The sequence below is a fragment of the Xanthomonas phaseoli pv. dieffenbachiae genome (genome assembly GCF_008639345.1).
In the GTDB taxonomy this organism is placed as follows: domain Bacteria; phylum Pseudomonadota; class Gammaproteobacteria; order Xanthomonadales; family Xanthomonadaceae; genus Xanthomonas; species Xanthomonas phaseoli.
Genome location: NZ_CP041380.1, coordinates 189275 through 215520 on the forward strand (window position 1 = coordinate 189275; position 26246 = coordinate 215520).

Here is a 26246-nt window from a genome sequence, read left to right on the forward strand (position 1 = left end):
CGTATCCGGCCATCATGATGCGTGCAGCCGCATGTCAACGGTGGCTGGCATCTTGCTTCCAGCGCTGACCCTGCAGCGCGACTGCGACGGTCGCAGCTACCAGCCAGCGTCCGAAATTCTGGCCGCGATGGCCGATGGTCCCTCACGGAGCCAAGCCGCAAAGGACATCCCGATAAATCGCTTGCAATTAGATCGTGCGCTATATAAATTGCAGCCATGGACACCGCCACGGCCACCACCGCCCGCACCGATGCGCTGCTGCAGCTCGACAACCAGCTGTGCTTTGCGTTGTATTCGGCCAACCTGGCGATGCACAAGCTCTACCGCGGCTTGCTGAAGGCGTTGGACCTGACCTATCCGCAATACCTGGTCATGCTGGTGCTGTGGGAGACCGACGAACGCAGCGTGTCGGAGATCGGCGAGCGCCTGTACCTGGATTCGGCCACGCTGACGCCGCTGCTCAAGCGCCTGCAGGCGGCCGGGTTGGTGACCCGCACGCGGGCGGCCAGCGACGAGCGCCAGGTCATCATCACGCTGACCGAGACCGGCCGCGCGTTGCGCAGCAAGGCCGGCGCGGTACCGGAACAGGTGTTTTGTGCATCGGCCTGCTCGTTGGACGAACTGCGTCAACTCAAGCAGGAACTGGAGAAGCTACGCTCCAGCCTTGGCGCCGGATGAGCTCCTGGCGTGCCCCTTTGCAACACGTCGTAGACGATTCAATCGTCAACTATTAAACCCTCATGCGCCACTAGCGCTCACCCTGGAGAACCACCATGGCCTTACCCGAAAAAGTCCTCTACACCGCCCACGCCACTGCCACCGGCGGCCGCGAAGGCCGTGCCGTGTCCTCGGACAAGGCACTCGACGCCAAGCTGTCCACCCCGCGCGAGCTCGGCGGCGCCGGCGGCGACGGCACCAACCCGGAGCAGCTGTTCGCGGCCGGTTACGCTGCCTGCTTCATCGGCGCAATGAAGGCCGTGGCCGCACAGGACAAGCTCAAGCTGCCGGGCGAAGTGAGCATCGACAGCAGCGTCGGCATCGGCCAGATCCCGGGCGGCTTCGGCATCGTCGTGGAACTGCGTATCGCCGTGCCGGGCATGGACAAGGCCGAACTGCAGACGCTGGTCGACAAGGCCCATCAGGTCTGCCCGTACTCCAATGCGACCCGCGGCAATATCGACGTCACCCTGACCCTGGCGTAATGCAGGCCAGGCCGTGATGCGCAGCGCGTGTCACGGTTTCAACAACGGCCCGGCGCATGCGTCGGGCCGTTGTGCGTTGTGGTCGAGAAGATTGCTGGCTCGCGCGCGCGTCTCCAGGCAGGACGCGCCAGCGGGCACTTCGGCGTCGCCCGTGATGGCATGTGCCGCCCGCAGCGTACGCACCGTGTTGCATGGCGAGCGCAACGAGCAGACGCGCGCCAGGCAATACAGGCCGCTTAGCGCGTCGCCGTTGCCACCACGCTAGTGGAGGCCGGCGCATCCGGTGGCTGCGGATGCGCGTTGAGCTCCAGCATCTGCAGGCGCTCGCCATTGAAGCGGTACTCCAGCGCTTGCTGCACCGCGTAGAGCGCTTGCGCCTGCACACACAGGCTGCGGGCCTGGGCCTGGAGCGCGTCGCTGCGGCCCTGCATCTGCTGCTGCATCTGTGCATCCAATTGGTCGCCGCGGCGCTCCATCTGCGCAGTGCGTCCGGTCATCACCGTCCACATCACGCTGCGGGTGAGGCTGCCGGCCAGCGCTTCGGCGGCATGTTCGACCTTGGCTTCGAAGCGCTCGTCGAACAGCGCCTGCTCCCATCGCCCGCGTCCGAGGGTGCCCGCCACCTGTGCCCGTGCTGCCGTGCGCAATTGCTCGACCTTGCGTTGCTGGCGCGCGCTGCCGGACAGCACGTGCACCACGCCATCGAGCGCATCGAAGGTGATGTCGACCACCGACTGGGCGACCGCCGCCACCGCCGGCATCAACGCGCGTGTGCCTTGCTCCAGCTCGCGCAGGCGTTGCGCGTCGGCGGCGCTGACCGGCTGCGGCTGGCGATCCACGTTGAGCTCGCCACCGTGGAAAAAGATCTCGCGCGGCAGGCCCTGTTTGCGGCGCAGCCAGATGCCGCCGGTGTCTGCCAGCACATCGTAGGAGGTGCTGACATCGCATTGCTGCGAAGACAGCCGCGGGGCTGTGGCCTGGGCCTGCGCGGTGCAGGCCAGCAGCAGCCACAACGGTGCGAGAAACACGGTGCTGCGCATGGGAGTGGCCTTGGAATCGGGGTCTGCAGCATTGCGCGCGGTGCAGGTCGCCGCCATGGGAAGGAAGTCAGGGTGCCGTTGGTTCCCCCGACAGGCAGTGGCGGCGAAGCGTGAACCCGGTCGAGCATCGGCGCACTGACAGCATTCAAACGACTAGCTCACTTGATTCTCACGGCTGATGGTGTGAATTATGTTGCACAGCAGCATCGGAGCCACGCAATGCTCGACCCACGCATCGAAAAGGTAGACCTGGCGCTTACCGAGATCGCCCAGGACCCATCGGAAAAGGTGGCGCTGTGGCAATGGGCATGCCGCGAGATGCTGCACGAGACGCTGATCGGCATGCACCAGCTCTCCCACCTGGCCGGCATCGCCCGACAGGTGGCCAACGACTGGCGCGAGCCGGTGGATGTCATCGCACCTGCGAAGCCCTACCTGGCCGCCTCGGCGCTCGCCGACCGCCGTCTGCCACAGGTGCTCGACGGCTTGGGCAGCACACACGACGACAACGACCGCGCCACCCTGTGGCGGTTGCGTTATGCGAGCCTGATCGCCTCGACCCTGCAAGGCATGCAGGCGCTTGCCGAAAAGCACCGCATCGACCGCCAGGCGATGGTGATCGGACCGTTGAACTAGCGGCAATCGGTCCGCGCCCTCGGAATCCTGCGTGTCTTGCACTTAGCAGCCGACGTTTACGCGTCCGGCGGGACCGGCGCGCGCGATCGAACAGCATCACCGGATCATCTTCAACCCCAGGTTTCTACACGGATGGTGCATGACGGTCTGGTCTTGCGCGCAGGTCGCCGTGCGGCGCAGCCGCATTCCACCGTCTGCCAACAACGTCTTGCGCATGCGGGCCGCCGCCGGCCTATCAGGGCGATGACGGCGCAGCGACGAAAACGATCAGGCAGCTGTTCGTCTGAATCGAAGTGCGTTCATCTCGCTCCCACAACAGGCGGGCGCCAACCGCGCCGATACCAGAAAGTCTGCCTTGCATTGGTTCGGGCGTTGGTGACAAAACGCTTCAGCCTTGCGTGAGGAGTTGGCGCCCAACTCAGGGGCGGGCGACCCAATGCATCCAGGCGTGCTGCGTCTTTCAGGATTGCTGACGTCGTGCGCGGGGAGACCGGCTGTGCGTCATCCAGCCCATAGGCTTGCCGTGCAGCATCGGCGGCCAGAGCCTTACGCGTCCGCGGCGCGAGCTCCTGCAGCCGCTGACGCGTACGTTCGGCCAGATCGGGGCCGATGACCGAAATGGTGCCACAGCGATGGCGAGGTTCGGGCGGAGCGAGAATGCCACTCTCCACGCCGCGCAGGTGGGCATGGAACTCGGTCTGCGGATCCTCGATTTCGGCCTGCAATGCGTTGGTCCTGGCCAGCGCATCGATTGCCTGAGGCTTTTGGAAGCGTTCAATCACATCGGTGGATGTTCCGTATGTTCCGACCCAGCGCGAATCCCTGAGCAGAACCGCCGGACCATCTGACCACGAGTCGAGAACGACGGCGGATTCCGTTGCCTCGGCCGAGCCCGGGGGCTGGTACAGCGCGTACATATGGGCCCGCTTGTGATCACAGATGTTCATCATCTGCCCGCCAACCTCCATGCAGACCGCATGCCGGCGCGTGTTGATCGCCGCGTTTTGGTCACAATTGCCTGCGCCGACAGCCAGCGCGCAACCTGCCATCAAATTGATGTCGTGTTTACCGGGCCAGTAACACAGGAAACTGTAGGACAGGTAGCTATAGGTGGAGCTAAGCCCGTTGCTGATCCGAAAATCGCTCTCGGAATTACCTCGGCCATGATGCAAGGCCAGCCGCACCTCGTGCACCGTCTCCGTCGCATCGGCCAGGCGTTGACGGTCGCGAACGTCTTCGATGGGTCTGCCGCTGAGGCGCATGCCGAGTTGGTAGGCGGCTTGCTGAACTTCGTGCGGCTGCAGGGTCGGTTCCCGGGAGCGCCGCCGCCTTGCACGGGGAACGCCGAGTCTCGCCAAGCCCTGCAGGCTAGGCGGCACCGATGGATCGGGTAAAGGCGTGGGGGCGGTGATCTGTTCTGAGGCAGGGCTTTCGGGATGCTCCGGTGACGCTGCCACGCTCGACCCCGACATTGCCGACTTTGAAATGCATAGTCCCATGTCGCTCTCCGATCATGAACCCCGCACCCAGTGTGGCAACGTGCGCGGCGAACGTTGCTGGTTCGCCGAAGTCGTGTGTGGGATCACGAATGAGTGGCGCCGGCGCCCCACGCATCGCATTGCCACTGGAATGGAGATCGCAAGAGCGAGCGGGTGGAAAGAGCGCGGTCAATCGCGTTAGGCGAGGGCGACCACGGCCTTGCCGAAGTTCTTGCCGCGCAATACGTCGATCAGGCCCTGCGGGGCGCTGTCCAGGCCGTGCAGCACGTGCTCGCGGTACTGGATCTTGTCTTCGCGCAGCCATTGGCCCATTTCACGCAGAAAGGCAGGCATCAGGCGGATGAAATCGTGCTGGATGAAGCCGCGCACCGTCAGGCGTTTGCGCAGCACCTGGCCCATGAAGTCGGGCAGGCGATCCGGGCCGGGGTGGGCTTGTCCGCGGCTGTTGTAGGTGGCGATCACGCCGCAGACCGGGATGCGTGCGAAGTCGTTGAGCTGCGGCAGCACCGCATCGAACACCTTGCCGCCAACGTTTTCGAAATAGATGTCGATGCCGTCCGGCGTCGCGGCGCGCAACTGCTGTGCAAAGTCGTCGGCGCGGTGGTCCAGCGCCACGTCCACCTGCAGCGTGTCACGCAGGTAGTGTACCTTCTCTTCGCCACCGGCAATGGCGACCACACGCAGGCCCTGCAGGCGTGCCAGCTGCGCCACCGTGGCGCCGACCGGGCCGCTGGCGGATGCGACCACCAGCGTTTCGCCCGGCTGCGGCTTGCCGATTTCATGCAGGCCCGCGTACGCGGTAAAGCCGGGCATGCCATACACGCCGAGCGCGGTGCTCAGTGGCAGGCTATCGTCCTTGGGCAGCTTGCGCAGGGGTGTGGTCGGGGTCAGCAGGGTATGCGTCTGCCAGCCACCGGACAGCACCAGCAGATCGCCAGGATGATAGTCGGCGTGATTGGACGCGATGACTTCGCCAACGGTGCCGCCTTCCATCACCGCATCGATGGCCACCGGCGCGGCGTAGGACGGGCCCTCGTCCATGCGGCCACGCATATACGGGTCCAGCGACAGGAAGCGATTGCGGACCAGAATCTGATCGTGGCCGGTCGGTGCGACGGCGACCTCTTCGATGCGGAAGTTGTCGGCGCTGGGTTCTCCGTGCGGGCGCGATGCCAGCACGATGCGGCGGTTGATGATGGAGGTCATGGGGAATGGCTCGCGAGCAGTCCGCGCGTGCGCGGTCGGGTGAGCGCAGCCGCCGGTGCGGCTACGCGAGGGAATGCGGTCAGGGACGCAGCAGAGCGCATGTTCGGCAAACAACGCGACCTGCCCACCGATGCACTAACGGGATGCCGATGATTCCGGCGCGCTGGCGCTGTCCAGTTGCGCAATCTGATCGGCACTGAGCGCCACGCGTGCGGCTGCCAGCACATCGTGCAACTGGGTCACGCTGGTGGCGCTGACGATCGGCGCGGTCAGGCCGGGGCGTGCGATCAGCCAGGCCAGCGCAATCTGTGCGGGCGTGGCGTTGTGCGTCACGGCCAGATCGTCCAGCGCCTGCAGGATGCGCAGGCCACGCGGGTTGACGTACTGCTTGACCACCGATGCGCCGCGCGCGCTGCTCTTGCCGGCATCGTCAGCGCTGCGATATTTGCCGGTGAGAAAGCCGCTGGCCAGCGAGTAGTAGCTGATCACGCCTAGTTCGCGCTCGCGCACCAGCGGCTCCAGTTCGGCTTCGTAACCGGCGCGATCGTAGAGGTTGTACTCCGGCTGCAGGCTTTCATAGCGCGGCAGCTTGTACTGCTCGGAAATATCCAACGCATCGCGCAGGCGCGCAGCGCTGTAGTTGGACGCGCCGATCGCACGCACCTTGCCTTGTTCGATCAACCGGCCGAACGCGGCCAGCGTGGCTTCCAGCGGAATTGATTCGTCGTCTTCGTGCGCTTGGTACAAATCGATCACATCGGTCTGCAGACGCGTCAGCGAATCTTCCACTGCCGCTGCGATGTTGTCCGGCGACAGGCCGGGATGCTCGCTCCACTTGGCCACCTTAGTGGCGATCAGCACCTTGTCGCGCTTGCCGCTGCGCGCAAGCCAGCGCCCGATGATGGTTTCCGATTCGCCGCCGCGATTGCCGGGCACCCAACCGGAGTATGCATCGGCCGTATCGATGAGATTGAAGCCGGCATCCACGAATGCATCGAGCAAGGCGAACGATGTCGCCTCGTCGGCACTCCAGCCGAACACATTGCCGCCGAAGACGATCGGTTGAACCTGCAGGCCGGAGCGGCCCAGTGCGCGGGGTTGGGTCATCGTGGATGCTCCTGATTCGAACTGGCAACAGGATAGTCACGCATACCGATGTTGCGTGTGACATCTGCGTGGATTCAGCGTTCCGCCGATCGTCCTCAGCAGCTCACAGGATCTGAACATGTCGGCGACGGGAAGGCCGCATCAGGCCTTGCGCGAATGCACGGCGGGCACATGGCAGGTCCCGGAGCGCATGCTAGGCTCGCGCTACTTTTTCCCCGGATGAGGGTGCTGCGATGATCCGCAACAAGCTGGCCTGTGCATGTGTGATGGGAGTGGTGGTGGCGATGAGCGCGCCGCTGGCGATGGCAATAAAGCCCGCCGACAGCGCGACCTTGCCGGCGCCCGACGCCGCATTGCAGGCGGCCATCGATGGCAACTGGCGCGACCGCGTGTACGTGCAGCGCGATCAATATCGCCACCCCGGTCAGACGCTGGCGTTCTTCGGCATCAAGCCGACTCAGACCGTCATTGAAATTACGCCGGGCGGCGGCTGGTACTCGGAAATCCTGGCGCCGTACCTGCGTGAAAAGGGCAAGTACGTGGCCGCGGTGGTCGACCCGGCATCTGCACCGGAAGGCCGCAGCCGCGAGTACGCGCAGCGTGCGCGCGATGAGCTGGAGAAGAAGTTCCATGCCAAGCCTGAGGTGTATGGCAAGCCGTCGCTCGTGTCGTATGTGCCCAAGTCGCCGTCCTTCGGCGTGGACAACTCCGCCGACCTGGTGCTGACCTTCCGCAACGTGCACAACTGGCGCATGGCCGGCAATGCCGAGGCGATGTTCGCCGGCTTCTACAAGGTGCTCAAGCCCGGCGGTGTGCTCGGCGTGGTCGAACATCGCGCCAAGGCCGATGTGCCGGCCGACGACAAGAGCGGCTACGTCGGCCAGGCACAGGTGATTGCAATGGCCGAAGCCGCCGGTTTCACCCTGGTGGGCAAGAGCGAGGTCAACGCCAACCCGCGCGACACCAAGGATTACCCGGGCGGTGTGTGGACGCTGCCGCCCAGCAATAGTCATGACAAGGCCGACGATGCCAAGTACCAGGCCATCGGCGAGAGCGACCGCATGACCTTGAAGTTCGTCAAGCGCTGACCCCCGACCTGCATGCCGACGCGTTGCGCGTCGGCATGCAGATGTTGGACGTCATCGGGTCGGTGCAGCGCCTTGCGCAACAGGATTGGCAATGTTGGTGTTGTTGAACAAACCCTACGGTGTGCTCTCGCAATTCAGCGACCGCTCGCAACCGCCCAAGCGCACGCTGGCCGAATTCGGCTTGCCGCCCGATGTGTACGCCGCAGGCCGTCTGGACCATGACAGCGAAGGCCTGCTGTTGCTGACCGACGACGGTGCATTGGCGCATCGGCTGACCGACCCGCGCCACAAGCAGCCCAAGACGTACTGGGTACAGGTGGAAGGTACGCCACACGCCGAACAACTGCAGGCGTTGCGCGACGGGGTGGTGCTCAACGATGGCCTCACTCGGCCGGCACGGGTGCGCATGCTCGACCCGGCACCGCAGCTGTGGCCGCGCGAGCCTCCGGTGCGGGTGCGCAAGACCGTGCCCGATGCCTGGCTGGAGCTGCAGATCACCGAAGGCCGCAACCGTCAGGTACGGCGCATGACCGCAGCGGTGGGCCTGCCGACCTTGCGCCTGGTACGCGTGGCCATCGGCCACTGGCGGCTGGACGCGCTTGCACCTGGGCAGTGGCGCGCTGAAGAGACGGCCAGCGCGCGCCCGGGCCGTGGCCGGCGCTGAGGTGCTGCGTCTCTGGGGTGCGCGGCACGCGTGGCATGGCGCCACGGCGTGTAGCCGCCGACAAGACGAGCGCATCGCCGTCGGGCGCGCTGAGCGGAGCGTGTGACCGGGGAGATCGCTGTTCTTGTCTCCCGCTTCATCCAAGCCACGCATGGCCGACCGTTGTTCGTGGCGCTGATGGCTGCACCTTTACCTGATCTAGACGACACGGCGTGGCTCCATCGATCGCTGACATCGGCGCACTGTGCTGCGCGCCGCCATGCACGCCACCAACAAAAAACGCCACGGCACAAGGCCGTGGCGTTCGAGGTCAGCTTCGCGCGATGGCTTATTCGATGCCGTCGCTCGGGGTCACCGCACCGCGACGCTGATAGGCCGCGCGGCGTGCGTTGGCATTGCTGGCATGTTCGCGATCCAGGCGATGCACGTTGCCGCCCAGCACCTGCTGGTCCCGCTGGCGCTTGCGATACACCGCATAGCCGATCAGGCCCAGGCCTGCGACCGCGGCGGCAACCGTCACGGCCGGGTTGCGCTTGACCAGCTTGCTGGCGGCCTTGCCACCGGTGCGCACTGCGCCGAGTGCGGCGCCGGTCTTCAGCCATTCGCTTGCGCTTGGTCCGAAATGACGCAGACTGCTGCCAGCGTTGCGTGCCTGATCGCCCGCATTGGACGCGGCATGACGCAGCTGGTCGCCCGCAGTGCCAGCCAGTTCCAGGGCACGCTCCAGGGCGCGTTCGGTGATCACAGTCAGCTTGCTCATCGGAGGCGTTTCCTTTCTGAGTACGTGATCTGCAGTCTGTGCGCTGATGCGTATAGGCGGCGTTAGCGGGGCTGGGTGCCGTTTGGCTTACGGTTAGGTAGCGTGCCGCAGGAGATTCGAGCATCGGTTTCCTTCACCGCCGCCGCCGGTCCGTGCGTCTCAGGTGTCGCATGGTTTGGCTCGGTGGTTGCTGCAGCGGTCCACGCCGGAGTGGATTTGGAGCGCCTGTCTGTTTCACCGCCACTGCGGGTCGATGCGTTTCAGGTGCCACGTGGTTTTGCCCGGCGGGTTGCTGCAGTGGTCCGCGCCGCAGTGAATTCGAGCGCCTGTCTGTTTCACCGCCACTGCGGGTCGATGCGTTTCAGGTGCCACGTGGTTTTGCCCGGCGGGTTGCTGCAGTGGTCCGCGCCGCAGTGAATTCGAGCGCCTGTCTGTTTCGCCGCCGCTGCGGGTCCGTGCGCTTCAGGTGCCGCGTGGCTTTGCTCGGCGGGTTGCTGCAGTGGCTTGCGCCGCAGTAAATCGCGAACGCCTGTCTGTGTCACCGCCGCCGCGGGTCGGTGCATTTCAGGTGCCACGTGGTTTTGCTCTGTGGGTCGCTGCAGCCGTCCAAGGATCGTCCGGCCACGGATGCCTGGGATACCGCCCCTTCATCTCTTTTTTGACGTCCGGATACGTATTGGCCCAGAAACTCTTCAGGTCCTGGGTCACCTGCAACGGCCGCCTGCCCGGGGACAGCAGGTGCAAGGTCAACGGGATGCGGCCGTCGGCGATGCGTGGGGTTTCGGCCAGGCCGAACAGTTCCTGCAGCTTGACCGCCAGCACTGGCGGTAGCGGTTGGCCGGCGTGGTCGAGGGCGTAGCTGATCGGTCGCTCCATGCCCGAGGGCACGTTGATGCGGGTGGGCGCATGGCGGTCGATCGACTGGCGGCGCTCCCAGGGCAGCGCGCTCTTCAGTGCTTCACCCAGGCTGGCTTCATCCAGCGCGTCCAGACGGGTCTTGCCGGCGAAGGCCGGGCGTAGCCAGGTGTCCAGCGTTTCCAGCAGCGCCGCATCGGAGAGATCGGGCAGCGCCAGCTCCGGCATCCATGTCCGCAGCGACTGCACGCGGGCGGCCGGGCGGCTGTCGAGCACGATCCGGTCGAAGCTGGATTGGCGGCGGGCGACCAGGGCGCGCTTGTCCGCGTCCCACTGCACCACGTCCTGCTGCACGAAGCGCTCGGGCAGGCTGCGACGCAGGTAGGCTTCGTCCACCGGCGCGGCGCGCAGCAACAGCGCATCCTTGGCTTCGTAGCGCAGCTCACTGGCCACCAGCCACGGTTCGCCGCGCAGATCGCTGTGCTCGAACAGGCGCGCGCTGCGGCCGTTGGCGAGCAGGTAGCGCAGCGGGTCGGCGGGGTGGCGGGCGGCGATGCGATCGGGGAAGGCATGCGACAGCAGGTCGCCGAGTGCATGCGCCTCCACGCTGGAGGGCGGGGCGCTGTCGCAGCGCAGCCGACGTCGCCATTGTTTGGCGGCGCTGTCGATGGCCGCCAGGCCACCGCGATTGGCGTCGGCCGCGTTGCGGCCCTGACGAAACGCCGCCAACGCCCGCCAACGCGCGGCCAGCCCATCGCCGCCCTGGCGCAGCGGATCGCGGGCTTCCAGCAGCGCGGCCAGGTCGCAGGCCAGCGCCACACGCGAGGCATCGCCGGCCTGCGCCAGCATCGCCGCCAGGCGTGGATGCGTGCCCAGCGCGAGCATGCGCCTGCCGAGTGCGCTGACGCCGCCGCTTGCGGTGAGCGCGCCCAGCCGCTGCAGCAGCTCGTGCGCGGCCGCCAGCGCGCCACTGGGCGGCGCATCGACAAAGCGCAGCGCGCTGCTGCCCCAGGCGGCCAGTTCCAGTGCCAGGCCGGCCAGTTCCACCTGGGTGATTTCGGCGCGGCGCTGCGGTTCCAGCCGCTGCGACTGCGGCCACAGCCGGTAGGCCCAGCCGCTGGCCACGCGCCCGGCGCGCCCGGCGCGCTGGTCGGCCGAGGCCTGCGCAATGGTGGCCACGTCCAGCCGCGAAAAGCCGCTGTTGGGGTCGTAATGCGGCTCGCGCGCCAGCCCGCTGTCGATCACCACGCGCACGCCGGGCAAGGTGACCGAAGATTCGGCCACGTTGGTGGCCAGCACCACGCGGCGGCGGCCTTGCGGGTCGGGCTGCAGTACCTGGCTTTGCGCCTCCACCGACAGCTCGCCGTGCAGCGGCAGCACGTGCACCGCCGGATCCAGCGCATCTTGCAGGGCGCTATGCACGCGCGCGATCTCGCGCTGGCCGGGCAAGAACACCAGCACGTCGCCGGGATGCGTGGACAATGCGTGCTCCACCGCGCGCCGCGTCTGCGGCTCCAGCGCTTCGTCGCGGCGCGCCGGAAAGTGCGTAATCTCCACCGGGAAACTGCGCCCGGCACTGCTCAGCCGCGGCGCTTCCAGAAAGCTGGCCAGGCGTTCGCCATCCAGCGTGGCCGACATCGCCACGATGCGCAGGTCCTCGCGTACCTGGGCCTGTACATCCAGCGCCAGCGCCAGGCCCAGGTCGCCGGCCAGGTGCCGTTCGTGGAATTCGTCGAACAGCAGCGCGCCCACGCTTTCCAGCATCGGGTCGTCCTGGATCAGCCGGGTCAGGATGCCCTCGGTGACCACTTCGATCCGGGTACGCGCGGAGGTCTTGTTCTCGAAGCGGATGCGGTAGCCCACCGTCTCGCCGACCGGCTCGCCGAGCTGGCGGGCCATGAACAGCGCCGCGCTGCGGGCGGCCACGCGGCGCGGCTCCAGCATCACGATCTTGCGGCCGGCCAGCCATGGCGCGTGCAGCAGTGCCAACGGCACCTGGGTGGTCTTGCCGGCGCCGGGCGGCGCTTCCAGCACCAGCCGCGGATGTGCGGCGAGACTGTCGCCAATCTGCGGCAACAGCGGGGAGATCGGAAAAGCGGGGTCGGTCATGCGCGGGAAGGATACGTTTCTGCTGCATAGAGTGCGACAGAGACCTGTGCGCCACTGCCGGCAGCCCGCTGCGTTCTGGCTCACCCTCATACAGCGCACGAAACGCTCCACGCTGCAGCGAAACATCGGGTGCGAGATACGTAATCGCAGCGCTAAATCGGAAATCCCCGTATCCACTTCGGTCAAGGTCTTTCCACAATCAGCAGGCCACTCCGCCAATCCAGAGACGCTATGAACGACTACGGTTCTTATCGCTACCTGCCTGCCGATGGTTGGTACGCTACCTATCCCCAAGCGACCGATACCGACCAAGTGCGCGTCTTCCAACGTGTGGCGCTATGGCGGGTTGCCCCGCACGGTACCATCGTGGGTCTGATCTCCTCGCCCGACGGCGACCAGGAGGACATCGAGTCGCAGCTTCTCAGTGCCCCGCGCGGACAAGGCGTCCACTACATCCACATGGATGATATGACCGAACAAGAACGCGAGCAGATCCGCAACAGACGTTTCAGCTGATCGCACCTGCTGCGTTTTGGGCGCCGTCACGCGTAATCTGACGCCTACGGTACGGATGGCGCACGGTCATTCGTACCGTGGTGGTGATTTAGGTCGTGCGTGCGGTTCTCAACAATGCTCTTGCGCCGGACAAAGGCCATCCGCTGGACAATCGCCAGCGGCCAAGCGCGTGCGCTGAAGATCATCCCGCTTCGCGCATCCGGGCGGTCAGGCCCTTGAGGAAGGCGCGCAGCAGCTGGTCGCCGCAGGGGCGGAAATTCTTGTGGCCGGGTTGGCGAAACAGTGCGGAAAGTTCCGGCTTGGACAGCGGGAAACCGGCGCTGGCGAAGATGGCGTGCATGTCGACGTCCTTCAGTTCGAAGGCCACGCGCAGCTTCTTCAACACCAGGTTGTTGCCGACGCGGGTTTCCAGCGGGCGTGGCGGCTGGCTCTCGTCGCGGCCGCGGAAGCGCAGCACCAGGCCATCCAGAAAACGCGCCAGCATCGCATCGGTGCAGGGCTCAAAGCCCGGCTCGTCTTCCTTCTTCAGCCAGGCCTGTACCTGCGGCTTGTCGAGCGCGAACTCGGGGTCGGCCAGGTGGGTGATGTCCACCACCTTGTCGTCGCTGAGGTCGAGCATATAGCGGATGCTGCGCAGTACATCGTTGTGGATCATGACCGTTCCGGTGCCCCGGCCTGTCGCCGGAAAGGGGCCATTCTACGGGGCTTGAGTGAAACCGGTCTGACACGGTGCGCAGCGGGTCACCCGCGCTGGCAGTGCGATGGAAGCGCAGACCATCGTGCAGAAGGGTCCAAACGGCCTGCATTGCGGCACGACGCAGCGCTCAGCTGCCGCGGTAGGTGGAGTACCCGTACGGGGAGAGCAACAGCGGCACATGGTAGTGGCCGTCGTCGGCGATGCCGAAGGCAATCGGGATGCGGTCCAGGAACGGCGGGTCGGCCAGCGCCATGCCGGTGGCCTGCCAGTAGCGTGCCAGGTCGAATTCCAGCCGGTAGCGGCCGGGCTGCAGCGCGAGCGCGGCCAGGTCCGGGCAGCGGCCGTCGAGATTGGTGACGCCCTCGAAGCGCAGCGTATCGCCAGCGAACAGCCGCAGCGGCACGCCGGCGGCGGGGCGGCCGCTGGCGGTGTCCAGCACGTGCGTGGACAGCGTGCTCATGCCACCGCCTGGGTGCGCTGCGGCCATTGGCCAATGAATTCGGGTTGGTCGTAGGCCAAGTACTGGTCGACGATGGCCTGGCGGTCGTCCAGGAACAACTGGTCGGCCACTGCGCGGGCCAGCCGCGGCAGTGCCACCTTCAGCCCGGACAGTGCCGCGGCCGACGGGCCGTGATTGATCAGCGCCGAATAGTTGAAGGCGAACAGCCCATGCAGCAGCGCGGCATCGTCGGGCGTGCGTGGCAGCAGTTCGAACCCGGGTCCCAGATAGGGATGTGCGTCCAGCACCGGATTGGCCTGGCCAGGCGGTGGCCGATAGCGGTCGCCCCAGCAGGCGATGCGCCCGGACAGCGCGGCCAGTTCCGGACGTAGCCGTGGATCGGTGACCAGGCCGGTGGCGATGGCAAGGAAATCGAAGCGGTTTTCGCGCTGCGGCGTGCGCACGACGATCTCGCCGTCGCGCTCGGCCACGTCCAGCCACGGCGCGCCAAGGTGCAGCGCGAAGCCGGCATGCGCACAGGCGCGCTGGAAGGTGTCGTTGGTGGGTGGTTGGTTGTGCGCGAAGAAGCTGGCCATCATCCGATACTTGTCTGCATCCGGCAGTGCCAGAAAACGCGGAATGATGCCGGCCTGTTCCATGTGCCGGAACGGATTGATGCGCGGCAACTCGCTGCGGCGCACGAACACCTCGGCACTGGCGACGCCTTGTTCGAGCGCAAAGCAGGCGTTGTCGAAGGCCGAGGCGCCGCCGCCCAGAATGCCCACACGCTTGCCGGCCAGTGCAGCGAAATCGATGTGGCCGGAGGTATGCGCGTAGCGATGCGCGGGCAGGGCGCGGCTGATCCACTCGGGCACCACCCACTGGCCGCCGCCCTGGATACCGGTGGCCAGGATCAGCTTGCGTGTGAGCAGAGGGGCGCCCATCGCCAGATGCAGGCGATGGATGCCCGGTGCGAGGTCCGGCTCTACGCGGACCAGGCGGGTGGCGTTGCGCACCGGCAAGCGCAGCGTTGTGCGATACCAGCGCAGATAATCCATCCAGCGCGCGCGCGGGATCTTGTCCAGCGCGTCCCATGCGGCGCTGCCGTATTGCGCTTCCCACCACGCGCGGAAGGTGAGCGATGGCACGCCCAGATCGATCGAGGTGATGTGCTTGGGCGTGCGCAAGGTCTGCATGCGTGCGTAGGTCACCCACGGGCCTTCCTGGCCGGCCGGGTTTTCGTCGATCACCAGCACGTTGTGCACACGCTCGCGTTGCAGCGCGAACGCCGCTCCCAGGCCGCTCTGCCCGGCGCCGACGATGATCACGTCATACACATGCCCGCCCGGATGCACACGCGGTTGCACCCAGGCATCGCCGCCGTGGGCCAGGCATTGCAGGTCGTGGGCGAGGGTACGTTCGAGGTGGGCCAGGCTCATGGCAGTGCCTCCAGGCGCAGGTGCACGATCTTGCCGATTTCGGCAATGGCGGTGGCGATCTCTGCGTTGCGCGATGCGTCCAGGCGCTGCTCCAGCGTGGCCAGGATGCCGGCCGTGTCGTGCAGCCGCACACAGATCACGAATGGAAATCCGAAACGGTGGCGATAGGCCTGATTGAGCGCGTGGAAGCGCTTGAACTGGTCTTCGTCGAGCCGGTCCAGCCCGGCCGAAGCCTGCTCTGCGGCCGACGCGGCAGTGAGCGTGCGGTCGAGCGTGGCCTTGCCGGCCAGCTCGGGGTGGGCGCGGATCAGTGCGACCTGATCTTGCGGCGATGCGTCGTAAACAACCTGCATCAGGCCGCGGTGCACATCGGCGAACGGCCGTCGCCGCAGCGCACGTTCGATCACCCACGGCGAGTGCTCGAACAGGTCGCGATAGCGCGTCATGAAGGCGGCATCGTCCAGCCCGGGGTCGTCGACCACGCTCATGCGTGCGTGCCTTGCAGCGAGACATGCGCGGCCACCACTTTCCAGCCGTCGGCAAAGCGCACCCAGCTCTGGCTCTGCCGCCCGCGTGCAGTACTGCCGTCTCGAATGAATTCGGCGTGGGTGGTGGCGAAATCGTGGCCGAAACCATGCACCTGCACATGCGTCAGCCGGCGCTGCGGCGAGCCACCGCGGCCGCTGCGAAATGCGCGGATCGCATCGATGCCGTACAACACTTCGCCCACGCCATAACGCACGGTGCTGGGCGCTGCATGGAACAGCGCATCCATCGCAGCGATGTCGTCGCCCATCAGCGCTGCTTCATAGGCATGGAAGGCGGCCGTCACTTGCGCGATCACCTCGGGCAGATCGATGTCGGCGCTTGCGATGCTCATGCCGGATGCACCTGCAGCCAATGGCGCGCAATATCGATGCGGCGCGCAATCCAGGCATCGCCGCTGGCCAGCACATGATCGACAAAGCGCGCGAGCGCTGCCGCACGCGCCGGCTTGCCGACGATGCGCCCGTGCAGGCCGATCGAGAGCATGCGCCCGCCTTCGCTGCGCAACTGCTCGAAGCTGTCGCGCAGATAGCGGAAGAACGGCTCGCCATCGGCAAAACCGTTGTAGGCGACGAATTTCATGTCATTGGCATCCAGCGTGTACGGCACGATCAACTGCGCGCGGCCGTGGCGGCTGTCGTAGTACGGCACGTCGTCGGCGTAGCTGTCGGCGTCGTAGACAAAACCGCCTTCTTCGGCGATCAGGCGGGCGGTGTTGGGGCTGGTGCGCCCCTGATACCAACCCAGCGGGCGGCTGCCGGTGACGCGCGTATGCACGGCGATGGCCTGCGCGATATGCGCGCGCTCGGTGGCCTCGTCCACGTGTTGATAATCGATCCAGCGCAGACCGTGGCTGGCGATTTCCCATTCGGCTGCCTGCATCGCGGCCACCGCGTCCGGATTGGATGCCAATGCCTGCGCCACACCGAACACGGTCACCGGCACGTTGCGTGCGGTGAACAGCCGATGCAGCCGCCAGAAGCCGGCACGGCTGCCGTATTCGTACAGGCTTTCCATCGCCATGGCGCGGGCGCCGGGCTGCGCTTGCGCGCCGACCATGTCCGACAGAAACGCCTCAGAGCCCGCATCTCCGTTGAGCACGCAGTTCTCCGCGCCCTCTTCGTAGTTGATCACGAACTGCACGGCGATGCGCGCGCCGCCGGGCCAGTGCGCCGCAGGCGGGCTGGCCCCATAGCCGAGCAGGTCGCGCGCGGCGTTCATGCCTGCGCTTCCGCATGCCAGGCGGCCAGTGCCGCTTCCACCGCCAGGCCGTGCGTGCAGGCATAGCCTTCGGCGCGCAGTACCGCTTCCAGTGCGGCCAGGGTGATCAGCACCTTGTGCTTCATCGCGTTGTAGCCCATCGCGCCGATGCGCCAGATCTTGCCTTGCAGCGGGCCGAACGCGGTGCCGATCTCGATCTCGAAATCCTCGCGCATGCGCCGGCGTACCGCCTCGCCGTCGATGCCGGGCGGAATCACCACGCCGGTGACATTGGTCATGCGATGCGCATCGTCGCCAAAGACCTCCAGCCCCAACGCGCGGATGCCGGCGCTGACCGCGCGCCCGGCCGCCGCATGGCGCGCGAAGCGCGCATCCAGGCCTTCCTGCAAGGCCACGCGTGCGCATTCGCGGGCGCCGTACAGCATGGTGGTGGCTTCGGTGTGGTGGTTGAGGCGCTTGTCCGACCAGTAATCCATGATCATCGCCAGGTCGAAATAATTCGAGGCGATGCGCGGGCCGCTGCCGTTGGCGATGTCGTCGCGCACGATGCCGCGTTCGACATGGCGACGCGCGAAGATGGCCGCGGCCGCGCGCTCGGACACGGTGATGGGTGCCGAGCCGGATGGCCCACCCAGGCATTTCTGCAAACCGCCGGTGACCACATCCACGTCCCAGCGATCGCTGGCGATGGGCATGCCGCCGATGGTGGCGGTGGCGTCCACATAACTCAGCGCGCCGGCTGCGCGGCACAGCGCACCGACGCCATCGAGCGGCTGCGCCATGGTGGTGGAGGTATCGCCGTGTACGGTGGCCACCAGCTTGGGTGCCACGCGCTCGATGGCCTCGGCAATCGCGCCCAGCGGCAGCACCTGGCCCCACGGCGCATCCACGCTGTGCACCTCGGCGCCGAGGCGGCCCAGGATTTCGGTGAGCAACAAGCCGAAGCGGCCGAAGTTGAGCACCAGCACGCGCTCGCCCGGGCTGACCAACGAGACCAGCGCCGCTTCGATACCGGCGCGCGCGGTGCCATCGACCAGGAACGTCCAGCGATTCTCGGTGCCGAACAACGGCCGATAGAGCGCCATCACCTCGTTCATGTAGGTGGTCATTTCCGGATCGAACTGCCCCAGCAGATCGGCCGCCATCGCACGCAGCACGCGCGGATGCGCATTGACCGGGCCCGGGCCCATCAACAGGCGCTGCGGAGGATCGAGTTCGCCGAAGGTGTGCAGCTGACGCAGATCAGGTGACAAGGGGATCTCCCAGGTGGTCGATAAAGTGGCGCATGACCGCCAAAGCGATCTCGGCATCGGCCGGATCGACATGTTCGTCCGGATGATGGCTGATCCCGCCGGCGCAGCGCACGAACAGCATCGCCGTGGGACACAGCGCTGCCATCACCATGGCATCGTGGCCCGCACCGGAGACCAGGTGGCGCGGTGCGATGCCTTGCGCGGCAACCGCGTGTTCCAGGCGCGTGATCAGTGCCGGGGCGCAGGGGCTGGCGGCCAGCGTCTGCAGTGGCTCGATGGCGATGGCGACGCCGCGGTGGATGGCGATCTGCGCCAGTGCCTGTTGGATCTGCTGCACGGCGGCGTCGCGGCTTGCATCGCTGCCCGCACGTACGTCCATCGAGCAGTCCACACGCCCCGGCACCACGTTGGCGGCGCCGGGCGCCACCTGCAGCTTGCCGACGGTGGCGACCAGGTCGCTGCTGCCAGCGCGGGCGATCCGTTCGATGGCCAGCAGCGCTTCGGCCGCGGCGCTCAAGGCGTCGCGGCGCAGCGCCATGCTGGTGGTGCCGGCATGTCCGGCGCGACCTTCGAAGCGCAGGGCGAAGCGTCGTTGCGCGGCGATGGCGCTGACGATGCCCAGCGGCACTCCTTCCGCTTCCAAGACCGGGCCTTGTTCGATATGCGTTTCCAGATACGCCAGCACGCTGCCCGGGGCGCGGGCGGCGTGGTGCACGTGGGCGATGTCCAGGTTCCACGCGGCCAGCGCGCTGGCCACCGTGATGCCGGCGGCATCGGTGACCGCCAGCGCGGTGGGGTCGAGGGTGCCGGCCACCGCGCGGCTGCAGAACATGGACGCGGGAAAGCGCGAGCCTTCTTCGTCGCCGAAGGCGATGACCTCGATGGCAAACGGCAGCCGGCGTCCCTGCGCATGCAGCGCGGCGACGCATTCGATGCCGAGCAGGATGCCGAGCGGGCCGTCGTAGCGCCCGGCATCGCGCACGCTGTCCAGGTGGCTGCCGATCAGCAGCGCCGGTGCGTCTGGCTGCGTGCCGGCGTATCGGCCCACCAATGTGCCCAGGGGATCGATGCGCACCTGCATGCCGGCCGCCTGCATCCAGGTGCCTACCTGTTCCACCGCGGCACGGTGGGCAGGACCAAGCCAGCCGCGGAATAGCCCGGTATCGCTGTCGCTGTAGGGCCCAACGCCCAGCGCGTCGCAGCGTGCCACCGCACGCGCACCGCCAGGAGCAGCGAGGTCGGGAGCGACTTGGCGGGACGGCAGGGCAGCGGGCATCGACGGACCAACGGGGGCTCGCGGAGGGCGCAAGTGCAGTCCGGGAGCAGGTGGGAGAGGTGGCGCCTCGACTATAGGGAGGCAGTCCTGTCGCCATCAAAGAGTTTTTTCGCGGGCTTGGGCTGCAAAAAATGCAACGCGGGCTTGGCCCGCTGGCATGGGGCTGCCGGCGCAGGCATGCCCCTGCGAGGACTGCATCCTGCGAACGCGTGCGCGTGCCAGCGGCCCGTAGGTCACGTCTTGCCCGCACCCGTCGTCAGCAACGCAGCGGACGCACCGCACCGCCGCGGGTGCCTGCATCACGCGCAGGCCATGCGAACACCCCGTGCGAAGGAAAACGTCGGGAAAAAGCGCGCACGTGGGCGGAGACGGCTGGTCGTAGAGTTCGGGAGGATCGCACTGCAACTGCATCTGCTGATCGACTGCATGGCGCTGCTGCGGTCAGGCGCGCGTTCGCGCGCGTGCGGCAGCCAACGGCATGACCGGGCTGCCTGGCGCCGCTCAACCGCCGTCCGCACATCCAAGGTCGTGCCGTAATGCAGCCACGCACTCGTCCACGAACGTGCGCACCTTCGACGAGCCGCGGCGGCCTTCGACATAGACCACGTGCACCGGTTCGGGCGCGATCTCGAAGGCATCCAGCACGCTGACCAGCGTTCCGTCCTGCAGGTGTTGGCGAACCTGGTAGGACGGCACTTGTGTGAGGCCCCACCCATCCACCGCGGCAACGATGGCGGCGTTGAATGCGCTGACGCTCAGGCGCGAGGCAACCTCCACCTCATGCGCACGTCCATCCAGACGGAACGCCCACCTGGGCGCGCGTTCTGCCGCAGCGGTGGAAATCGTTGCGTGCTGCGGCAGCATGTCCGGGTGCTGCGGTATGCCGTGTTCTGCAAGATAGCCGGGCGAGGCACACACCATGCGACGGACGCTGCCGACCGGGATGGCAGTCAGCGACGAATCGGGCAACGTGCCGATCCGGATCGCCACATCGATGCCTTCTTCCAGCAGCGGCACGACACGGTCCACCAGCAGGGCACGGGCGCGCATGGCCGGATAGCGGCCGAGGAAGTGCGCCACGACAGGTGTCACATGCAGAGCGCCGAACATCTGCGGCGCAGTCACGGTGAGCAAGCCGCTGGGAAGCGCATGCAGGCCGGCGGCGCGGCTTTCGACATCCTCCAGCTCGGCCAACAGGCGCCGGCAGTCGCTTGCATACTGCTGCCCTGCCGCGGTGAACCGCATGGTGCGTGTGCTGCGCACCACCAGCAGCACGCCCAGCCGCGATTCCAGCTGAGCGATGGTGCGCGTGACCGTGGCGGTGGAAATGCCCAGATGGCGCGCCACACCCGCAAAGCTGGTGTGCTCGGCCAGCGCGGCAAACAGCGTCATTTCCTGGATGCGGTCCACCTGCGCCTCGTCTTCGACAATCACCTTCGACCGGGCACGCAGCCTAGCAGCCCGATGTGATCAACCCCTGGATGCCATATGCGCCATGCAGCGCATGCGAACGCAACAGTGGTTGCGGCATTGCGCGCGATGCAATGCTCCATTGAACGCCAGGGTGGTTCTCGTGCCAGGCCGGCGCACCTAGCATGGCCGACATTGCACACGCGTTGCCGCACCCGCATCTGCGCCGCCCCCGCATCTGCGCCGCCCCATCCATCAACACCCGCCGGCAACATGCGCCGTCGGTGGACGCGCGTCGCTCCATCCTGCGCCTGTGCTGGGTTGGCACCGCACTGTTGCTGGGGGCCGGCAGATTGCGTGCAGCCGACAGGTGCGGCGCCCACACCCCATTACTGACGGAGGCAGCATGTCCCACGACGCCACCCAGCGCATCAGCTATCGCACCGAGCAGGTTGGCGATGTCGAGGTGTTCTATCGCGAAGCAGGGCGCAAGGACGCGCCGGTCCTGTTGCTGTTGCACGGGTTTCCCAGTGCCAGCCACATGTTCCGCGACCTGATGCCGTTGCTGGCAAGCCAATACCGTCTGATCGCCCCGGATCTCCCCGGCTTCGGCATGACCAAGGCACCGCCGCGTGGGCAGTTCGATTACACCTTCGATGCGCTCTACAAGGTGATCGAAGGCTTTACCGAAGCGTTGGGACTGACGCGTTACAGCCTGTACCTGTTCGACTACGGTGCACCGGTTGGCTTCCGCCTTGCGGCCGCGCATCCGGATCGGGTGAGCGCCATCGTCAGCCAGAACGGCAATGCCTACCTGGAGGGCTTCAGCGACCAATGGGACGCCTGGCAGGCCTACTGGCGGGAGCCGAGCGCCGCCAATCGCGAGGCCTGCCGCGCATCGTTGTCGGCGCAGACCATTCGTGAGTGGCAATACGGCACCGGTGTCGCGCCCGGCACACTGTCGCCGGACGGCTACACCCTGGATATCGCCTACATGGCGCGCCCGGGCGCCGAAGAGATCCAGCTCGACCTGATTCTGGATTACCGCAGCAATGTGGCGGCGTACCCCGCATTTCAAGCGTATTTTCGTGCCCATCAGCCGCCGTTGCTGGCCGTGTGGGGCAAGTACGATCCCGCCTTTATCCCGGCCGGCGCGCAGGCCTACCGCACGGATCTGCCAAGGGCCGAAGTGCATCTATTGGAGACAGGGCACTTCGCCTTGGAGACGCATGCGCTGGAGATTGCGCACTACATCGGTGATTTCTTGTCGCGGACCCTCGCGCCGTCGGCATGACGCGGGCCGTGGCCAATGCCGTCGTGGACGCTGCATCGCCATCGTGCGCCGAGGTCCGACGGCGGCGGCCTGACACAATGTCCGCTACCTGCTGCCGTCCTGGCGCGGCGTTGCACTGCCTTGAGCAAGTGTTTGGTCGCCCAGTGTGAGATGGCGGGCACTCACACTGGAGCAGACGGCAGCGGGCTCAGTCTGCCGACAGCGAGCCAAGGGTGAATCCGGAAACCGCATTGACCTTGCCGCGCCACAACACGCCACGGTTGCTGGGCAGCGGCTGGCCGCCCGGTGAGAAGCAACGCGCATCGATCAGGTGGATGAACTGCGGCGGCGTGCTGCTCTGCTGCGTGTCGTCTTCGGCATCGTAGATGCTGGCGTGGCTGGCAAACGCGCGACGGATATCCTCTTTTTCATCGGCATCGCCCGGATAGGCAGCAGAGAACTCCTGCGCGAACGCTTCGAAATAGCGCTTGCCGCTGACCAGCTGGCCGGAAATGACGATGCCTTCGACAAACAGGGTGACGCCGAACTGCACGTCCGAGGTGTTGGCAATGCCGACCAGCTTCTGCAGATACCAATCCACGCTCTGGCCATCGAACGCCAGCTTGACGTCTTCCAGCGACGGTTGATGTTGATCTTGGTCTGTCATGTTGCTCTCCTTGAGTGGATTGGACGACGCGTTAGCCGTAACGCAGATGTGGATGGCGCGCCCTTGGCGTGCTTAAGCATGGCACACGGATCGCCAAAGTTGCCGTGGTTGGGTTCGCTATCAAGGCTCCGGCACCGCGGTCCTGCGACGCGTGGACGCTTTCATCCAGTGCGCGCGCATGTCGCGCGTTGGGCGAGCGGCCGCAGCGGAACGACCACTGTGGTCACCACGCCGCCACTGCTCCATCCGAGCGCGGATCGCTGGCGCCACTCAGGACGCCATCTTGCTCGCGCACCAAGGCACCGGCATGTCCCATCACCGCGCTGTATGCCGGCAGCAGTTCCACCGCATGCCCGGCATTGCGCAGGGCCTGCACCACGGCCGGGTCGAAGCGGTCTTCCAGCTTCAACGCCGTGCTGTCTTCGCCCCAGGTGCGGCCCAGCAGCCAGCGCGGTGCGCTGACCGCCTGCTGCAGCGGCATGCCGAAGCGGGCGTAGCGGGAGAACACGGCGGCCTGGGTTTGCGGTTGGCCTTCGCCGCCCATGGTGCCGTAGGCCATCACGCGGCCGTCGTCGAAGGTGGCCAGCGCCGGGTTGAGCGTGTGGAAGGGCTTGCGTCCCGGGGCAAGCGCATTCCAGCCATCGGGGGCGAGGCGGAAGCTGCAGCCGCGGTTCTGCCAGGTGATGCCGGTGCGCGGCAGCACCAGGCCGGAGCCGAATTCGAAATAGGTGGACTGGATGCAGCTGACCGCGCGGCCGTGCGCGTCGATGGCGCCGAACCAGACGGTGTCGCCTGCCTGCGAGGGCTGTGGCCACGGCAGTGCGGCGCGCATGTCGATGCGTGCGGCGAGCGCATTGAGCGCGGCGCTGTCGTCGAGCAGGGCTTGTGCGTCGAGCGTCATCCAGGCGGGGTCGCCGAGGTGTGCGTCGCGGATCAGGAAGGCCTGCTTGCTGGCTTCGATCAGCCCGTGCAGGTGTGCGTAGCTGTCTGCGTCTTCTGCCTCCAGGCGATCGAACAGTGCCAGGATCAACAGCGAGGCAAGCCCCTGCGTGGGCGGCGCGTGGTTGTAGAGGCGCGCGCCCTGGATGACAACCGATAACGGCACGCTGGCGTCGGCGCGATGGGTCGCCAGGTCGTGTGCGCCGAGCGGGCTGTCGAATGCCTGCAGGTCTGCGGCGATGTCGTGGGCAATCGCGCCGCGATAGAAACTCTCCAGACCTTCATCGGCGAGCCGCTGCAAGGTACGCGCGAGCTGCGTCTGGCGCAGCAGCGCGCCTTCGCGCAGCGGCGCGCCGTGCGGCTCGAAGATCTGGGCATAGGCGCCGGGTTGTGGGCGCAGTTCTGCGCGCTTGCTGGCGGCCACCTGCGCGCCGCCCAGCGTGACCGGTACGCCGGCACTGGCGTGATGGATCGCATCGCTCAACAGGCGTTGCAGCGACACGCTGCCGTTTGCCTGCTGCAGGGCCAGCGCCCAGCCGGAGACGGTACCGGCCACGGTATTGGCCGCGCCAGGCCCGCGCCACGGAATGTGGGCGTGGCCGCGATAGAAATCCAGTGTGGCCGCCTGCGCCGCGCGGCCGCAGGCATCGATGGCATGCACGCGGCCATCGGGTTCGTGGATGAGCCAGAAGCCATCGCCGCCGATGCCGGTCATGTGCGGGTAGACCACCGCCAGGCAGGCAGCGGTGGCGACGGCCGCTTCGATGGCATTGCCACCGTCGCGCAAGACATCGCGTCCGGCCTGTGCGGCAAGATGGTGCGGTGCGACCACCATGCCGCGGCGCGCGCGCAGGGTATGCAACATCAGCGTGGCTCCGGCGGTGGGCTGAAGGCGAGCAGGCCGTCGCGCTCGAGTTGCGCGGCCAGCGCAAACAGGCGGTCTTCACGGCCGGGCGCGGCGATCAGTTGCACGCCCAGTGGCAGGCGCCCGGGACGCGGCAACGGTGCGGCCAGCACCGGGCAGGCGGCCAGGCCGAGTGGCTGGGTGAAGATGCCCAGATTCGCGCGTGCAGAGACCGGCAAACCGTCGATCTGGATGGTGTCCTGGTCGATGCGTGGCGCCACGCAGGGCGTGGCCGGCGCCATGAGCACCTCCACCTGGTCCCACAGCGCGTGCATGGCATCGGCAAACCACTGCGCGAAACGGTGCGCGTCGGCCACTGCGCTGGCGGGCAGCTGCAAGCCGGCAAGCAGGCGGTCGCGGGTGGCCGGGTCGAACTGCGCGCCGTGCGCGGTGAGTGCGCTGCGGTGACGATGCCCGCCTTCGGCGGCGGTCAGGACGAACGCAGCGGCGCGCGCGCGTTCGGCCTCGGGCAGGTCGATCGACGAAACGCTGTTGCAGGCGGTGAGCAGGGCCTGCAGCCCGGCCTCCAGATCCGGATCCAGATTGCGTTCAAACCAGCCGCCCAACCGCGCGACGCGCAGGTTGCCTGCATGGCACGCAGGCAGCGGCTGCCCGCGCAGTACGTCATAGACGCGGCGCAGGTCGGCCACCGAGGTGGCGAATGGGCCGACCACATCCAGCGCATCGACAAACGGGAACACCCCATCCACGGGGACGGCGCCGTGCGTGGGGCGCAGGCCGTAGATGCCGCACAACGCGGCCGGCACGCGGATGGAGCCGTTGGTGTCCGAGCCAAGCGCGAACGGCACCAGCCCGGCGGCCACCGCTGCCGCCGAGCCGCCCGATGAGCCGCCCGCCAGGTGCTGGAGATCGTGCGGATTGGCGGTGGTGCCGTAATGCGCGTTGACGGTGGCGAAGCCGTACGCGAATTCGTCCATGTTGGCGGTCCCCACCAACACTGCCCCGGCGTCGCCGAGCCGTCGCACCACCGCCGCATCGCGGCTGGCCGGCGGGCAGTGCGCGCGCACCGCGGCGCCGGCGGTGGTGACCTGCCCGGCGACATCGAACAGGTCCTTGACCACGAATGGCACGCCGGCCAACGCGCCCCCGTCGCCGCCCCCGGCAAGCGCTGCCTGCACGCGCGCCGCATCGGCCGCGGCACGCGCCGGCAGCAGGCGGGTGATGGCGCACAGGCGGTCGTTGGCCTGGTGGATGCGTGCCAGCGTCTGGGTGGCCAGTCGCGCGGCCAGCGCGGGCTGGCTGCGCGTGGTGCCGACGATGGAGGCGATCTGACCGCGTGGGCCGCCGCCATCATGTGCCGTTGCAGGCGGCGCATGGAAGCTGGCCAGCAACTGCGTGTGCCCGCGCAGCACTTCGGTATTGCGATCGACGCCGGCCTGCCACTGCGCTGGAAGTTGCATGGATCACCTGTTGGAAAGCGGGGATTAGGGATTGGAGAGGTGAGATTCGCTTGTTTGCTTGGCGTACGGGGTGTGCAAC

General features: G+C 67.0%; 25 protein-coding genes. 7 read left to right on the forward strand and 18 right to left on the reverse strand.

Annotated elements, in window-relative coordinates; all coding sequences use genetic code 11:
- Positions 1-216 precede the first annotated feature (216 nt).
- Both FLG15_RS00830 and FLG15_RS00835 read left to right on the forward strand, forming a co-directional pair.
- Positions 217-678 carry a MarR family winged helix-turn-helix transcriptional regulator gene (locus FLG15_RS00830; protein WP_057679113.1) on the forward strand — a complete coding sequence of 154 codons (462 nt, stop codon included), beginning with the start codon at positions 217-219 and terminating at the stop codon, positions 676-678.
- Positions 679-773: 95 nt separating this feature from the next.
- Positions 774-1202 (forward strand): organic hydroperoxide resistance protein, encoded by a 429-nt coding sequence (locus FLG15_RS00835; protein ID WP_057679114.1) that lies wholly within the window; start codon positions 774-776, stop codon positions 1200-1202.
- Between the two features lie 236 nt (positions 1203-1438).
- On the opposite strand, the gene FLG15_RS00840 is transcribed toward FLG15_RS00835, so the two are convergent.
- Positions 1439-2299, reverse strand: coding sequence for a DUF2884 family protein (locus tag FLG15_RS00840; RefSeq protein ID WP_057687042.1), 861 nt, complete (start codon positions 2297-2299; stop codon positions 1439-1441).
- A gap of 162 nt (positions 2300-2461) precedes the next feature.
- Here FLG15_RS00840 and FLG15_RS00845 point away from each other — a divergent pair, with 162 nt between their 5' ends.
- Positions 2462-2878 carry a hypothetical protein gene (locus FLG15_RS00845; protein ID WP_057679469.1) on the forward strand — a complete coding sequence of 139 codons (417 nt, stop codon included), beginning with the start codon at positions 2462-2464 and terminating at the stop codon, positions 2876-2878.
- A gap of 299 nt (positions 2879-3177) precedes the next feature.
- Here FLG15_RS00845 and xopE read toward each other — a convergent pair whose 3' ends face one another.
- The 3 genes from xopE to FLG15_RS00860 form a co-directional block, all read right to left on the reverse strand.
- Positions 3178-4377, reverse strand: a complete 1200-nt coding sequence (gene xopE, locus FLG15_RS00850; RefSeq protein WP_150145361.1) for a XopE/AvrPphe family type III secretion system effector — start codon at positions 4375-4377, stop codon at positions 3178-3180.
- Positions 4378-4554: 177 nt separating this feature from the next.
- Positions 4555-5583 (reverse strand): NADPH-dependent curcumin/dihydrocurcumin reductase, encoded by a 1029-nt coding sequence (curA, locus tag FLG15_RS00855; protein ID WP_150145364.1) that lies wholly within the window; start codon positions 5581-5583, stop codon positions 4555-4557.
- A gap of 135 nt (positions 5584-5718) precedes the next feature.
- Positions 5719-6690, reverse strand: a complete 972-nt coding sequence (locus FLG15_RS00860; RefSeq protein WP_039574082.1) for an aldo/keto reductase — start codon at positions 6688-6690, stop codon at positions 5719-5721.
- A 233-nt stretch (positions 6691-6923) separates the two neighbouring features.
- Between FLG15_RS00860 and FLG15_RS00865 the strand changes: the two genes are divergently transcribed.
- On the forward strand, positions 6924-7778 hold the full coding sequence (locus FLG15_RS00865; RefSeq protein ID WP_039574085.1) for a class I SAM-dependent methyltransferase: 855 nt from the start codon (positions 6924-6926) through the stop codon (positions 7776-7778).
- 91 nt (positions 7779-7869) lie between these two features.
- Positions 7870-8442 (forward strand): pseudouridine synthase, encoded by a 573-nt coding sequence (locus FLG15_RS00870; protein ID WP_057679472.1) that lies wholly within the window; start codon positions 7870-7872, stop codon positions 8440-8442.
- Positions 8443-8770: 328 nt separating this feature from the next.
- Here the strand turns inward: FLG15_RS00870 and FLG15_RS00875 are convergent, their stop codons facing one another.
- Positions 8771-9202 (reverse strand): hypothetical protein, encoded by a 432-nt coding sequence (locus FLG15_RS00875; RefSeq protein WP_003489387.1) that lies wholly within the window; start codon positions 9200-9202, stop codon positions 8771-8773.
- A gap of 564 nt (positions 9203-9766) precedes the next feature.
- Positions 9767-12166: an ATP-dependent helicase HrpB gene (gene hrpB, locus FLG15_RS00880; protein ID WP_150145367.1), complete on the reverse strand. Its 2400-nt coding sequence runs from the start codon at positions 12164-12166 to the stop codon at positions 9767-9769.
- A gap of 231 nt (positions 12167-12397) precedes the next feature.
- On the opposite strand from hrpB, the gene FLG15_RS00885 reads away from it, so the two are divergent.
- Positions 12398-12682, forward strand: coding sequence for a hypothetical protein (locus tag FLG15_RS00885; protein WP_057658525.1), 285 nt, complete (start codon positions 12398-12400; stop codon positions 12680-12682).
- 181 nt (positions 12683-12863) lie between these two features.
- Here the strand turns inward: FLG15_RS00885 and FLG15_RS00890 are convergent, their stop codons facing one another.
- The 9 genes from FLG15_RS00890 to FLG15_RS00930 all read right to left on the reverse strand — a co-directional run bounded on the left by FLG15_RS00890 (position 12864) and on the right by FLG15_RS00930 (position 20987).
- Complete coding sequence (locus tag FLG15_RS00890) at positions 12864-13337, reverse strand: YehS family protein (RefSeq protein ID WP_003489391.1); 474 nt, start codon at positions 13335-13337, stop codon at positions 12864-12866.
- 169 nt (positions 13338-13506) lie between these two features.
- Positions 13507-13866 carry a hydroxyisourate hydrolase gene (gene uraH, locus FLG15_RS00895; RefSeq protein WP_081022932.1) on the reverse strand — a complete coding sequence of 120 codons (360 nt, stop codon included), beginning with the start codon at positions 13864-13866 and terminating at the stop codon, positions 13507-13509.
- The gene (hpyO, locus tag FLG15_RS00900) at positions 13836-15257 is read right to left on the reverse strand and encodes an FAD-dependent urate hydroxylase HpyO (RefSeq protein ID WP_057677632.1); all 1422 of its coding nucleotides are present in this window, start codon (positions 15255-15257) and stop codon (positions 13836-13838) included. Before hpyO ends, uraH begins: the two co-directional genes overlap by 31 nt.
- Positions 15254-15745, reverse strand: a complete 492-nt coding sequence (gene uraD, locus FLG15_RS00905) for a 2-oxo-4-hydroxy-4-carboxy-5-ureidoimidazoline decarboxylase (RefSeq protein WP_057677631.1) — start codon at positions 15743-15745, stop codon at positions 15254-15256. Before uraD ends, hpyO begins: the two co-directional genes overlap by 4 nt.
- The gene (gene hpxZ, locus FLG15_RS00910; RefSeq protein WP_057677630.1) at positions 15742-16137 is read right to left on the reverse strand and encodes an oxalurate catabolism protein HpxZ; all 396 of its coding nucleotides are present in this window, start codon (positions 16135-16137) and stop codon (positions 15742-15744) included. Before hpxZ ends, uraD begins: the two co-directional genes overlap by 4 nt.
- On the reverse strand, positions 16134-17024 hold the full coding sequence (gene puuE / locus FLG15_RS00915; protein ID WP_057658534.1) for an allantoinase PuuE: 891 nt from the start codon (positions 17022-17024) through the stop codon (positions 16134-16136). The genes hpxZ and puuE overlap by 4 nt, the downstream gene beginning before the upstream one ends.
- Complete coding sequence (locus tag FLG15_RS00920) at positions 17021-18277, reverse strand: pyridoxal-phosphate-dependent aminotransferase family protein (protein ID WP_057658537.1); 1257 nt, start codon at positions 18275-18277, stop codon at positions 17021-17023. Before FLG15_RS00920 ends, puuE begins: the two co-directional genes overlap by 4 nt.
- Positions 18267-19553 (reverse strand): allantoate amidohydrolase, encoded by a 1287-nt coding sequence (locus FLG15_RS00925; protein ID WP_057658539.1) that lies wholly within the window; start codon positions 19551-19553, stop codon positions 18267-18269. The genes FLG15_RS00920 and FLG15_RS00925 overlap by 11 nt, the downstream gene beginning before the upstream one ends.
- Before the next feature lie 501 nt (positions 19554-20054).
- The gene (locus tag FLG15_RS00930) at positions 20055-20987 is read right to left on the reverse strand and encodes a LysR family transcriptional regulator (protein ID WP_057677628.1); all 933 of its coding nucleotides are present in this window, start codon (positions 20985-20987) and stop codon (positions 20055-20057) included.
- A 382-nt stretch (positions 20988-21369) separates the two neighbouring features.
- On the opposite strand from FLG15_RS00930, the gene FLG15_RS00935 reads away from it, so the two are divergent.
- On the forward strand, positions 21370-22257 hold the full coding sequence (locus tag FLG15_RS00935) for an alpha/beta fold hydrolase (RefSeq protein ID WP_057658543.1): 888 nt from the start codon (positions 21370-21372) through the stop codon (positions 22255-22257).
- Positions 22258-22444: 187 nt separating this feature from the next.
- Here the strand turns inward: FLG15_RS00935 and gvpU are convergent, their stop codons facing one another.
- The 3 genes from gvpU to FLG15_RS00950 all read right to left on the reverse strand — a co-directional run bounded on the left by gvpU (position 22445) and on the right by FLG15_RS00950 (position 26167).
- Complete coding sequence (gene gvpU, locus FLG15_RS00940) at positions 22445-22903, reverse strand: gas vesicle accessory protein GvpU (protein WP_039574116.1); 459 nt, start codon at positions 22901-22903, stop codon at positions 22445-22447.
- 223 nt (positions 22904-23126) lie between these two features.
- Entirely contained in the window at positions 23127-24707 is a 1581-nt protein-coding gene (locus FLG15_RS00945) for a gamma-glutamyltransferase family protein (protein WP_057677627.1), read from the reverse strand.
- Positions 24707-26167 carry an AtzE family amidohydrolase gene (locus FLG15_RS00950; RefSeq protein ID WP_150145369.1) on the reverse strand — a complete coding sequence of 487 codons (1461 nt, stop codon included), beginning with the start codon at positions 26165-26167 and terminating at the stop codon, positions 24707-24709. Before FLG15_RS00950 ends, FLG15_RS00945 begins: the two co-directional genes overlap by 1 nt.
- Positions 26168-26246 lie beyond the last annotated feature (79 nt).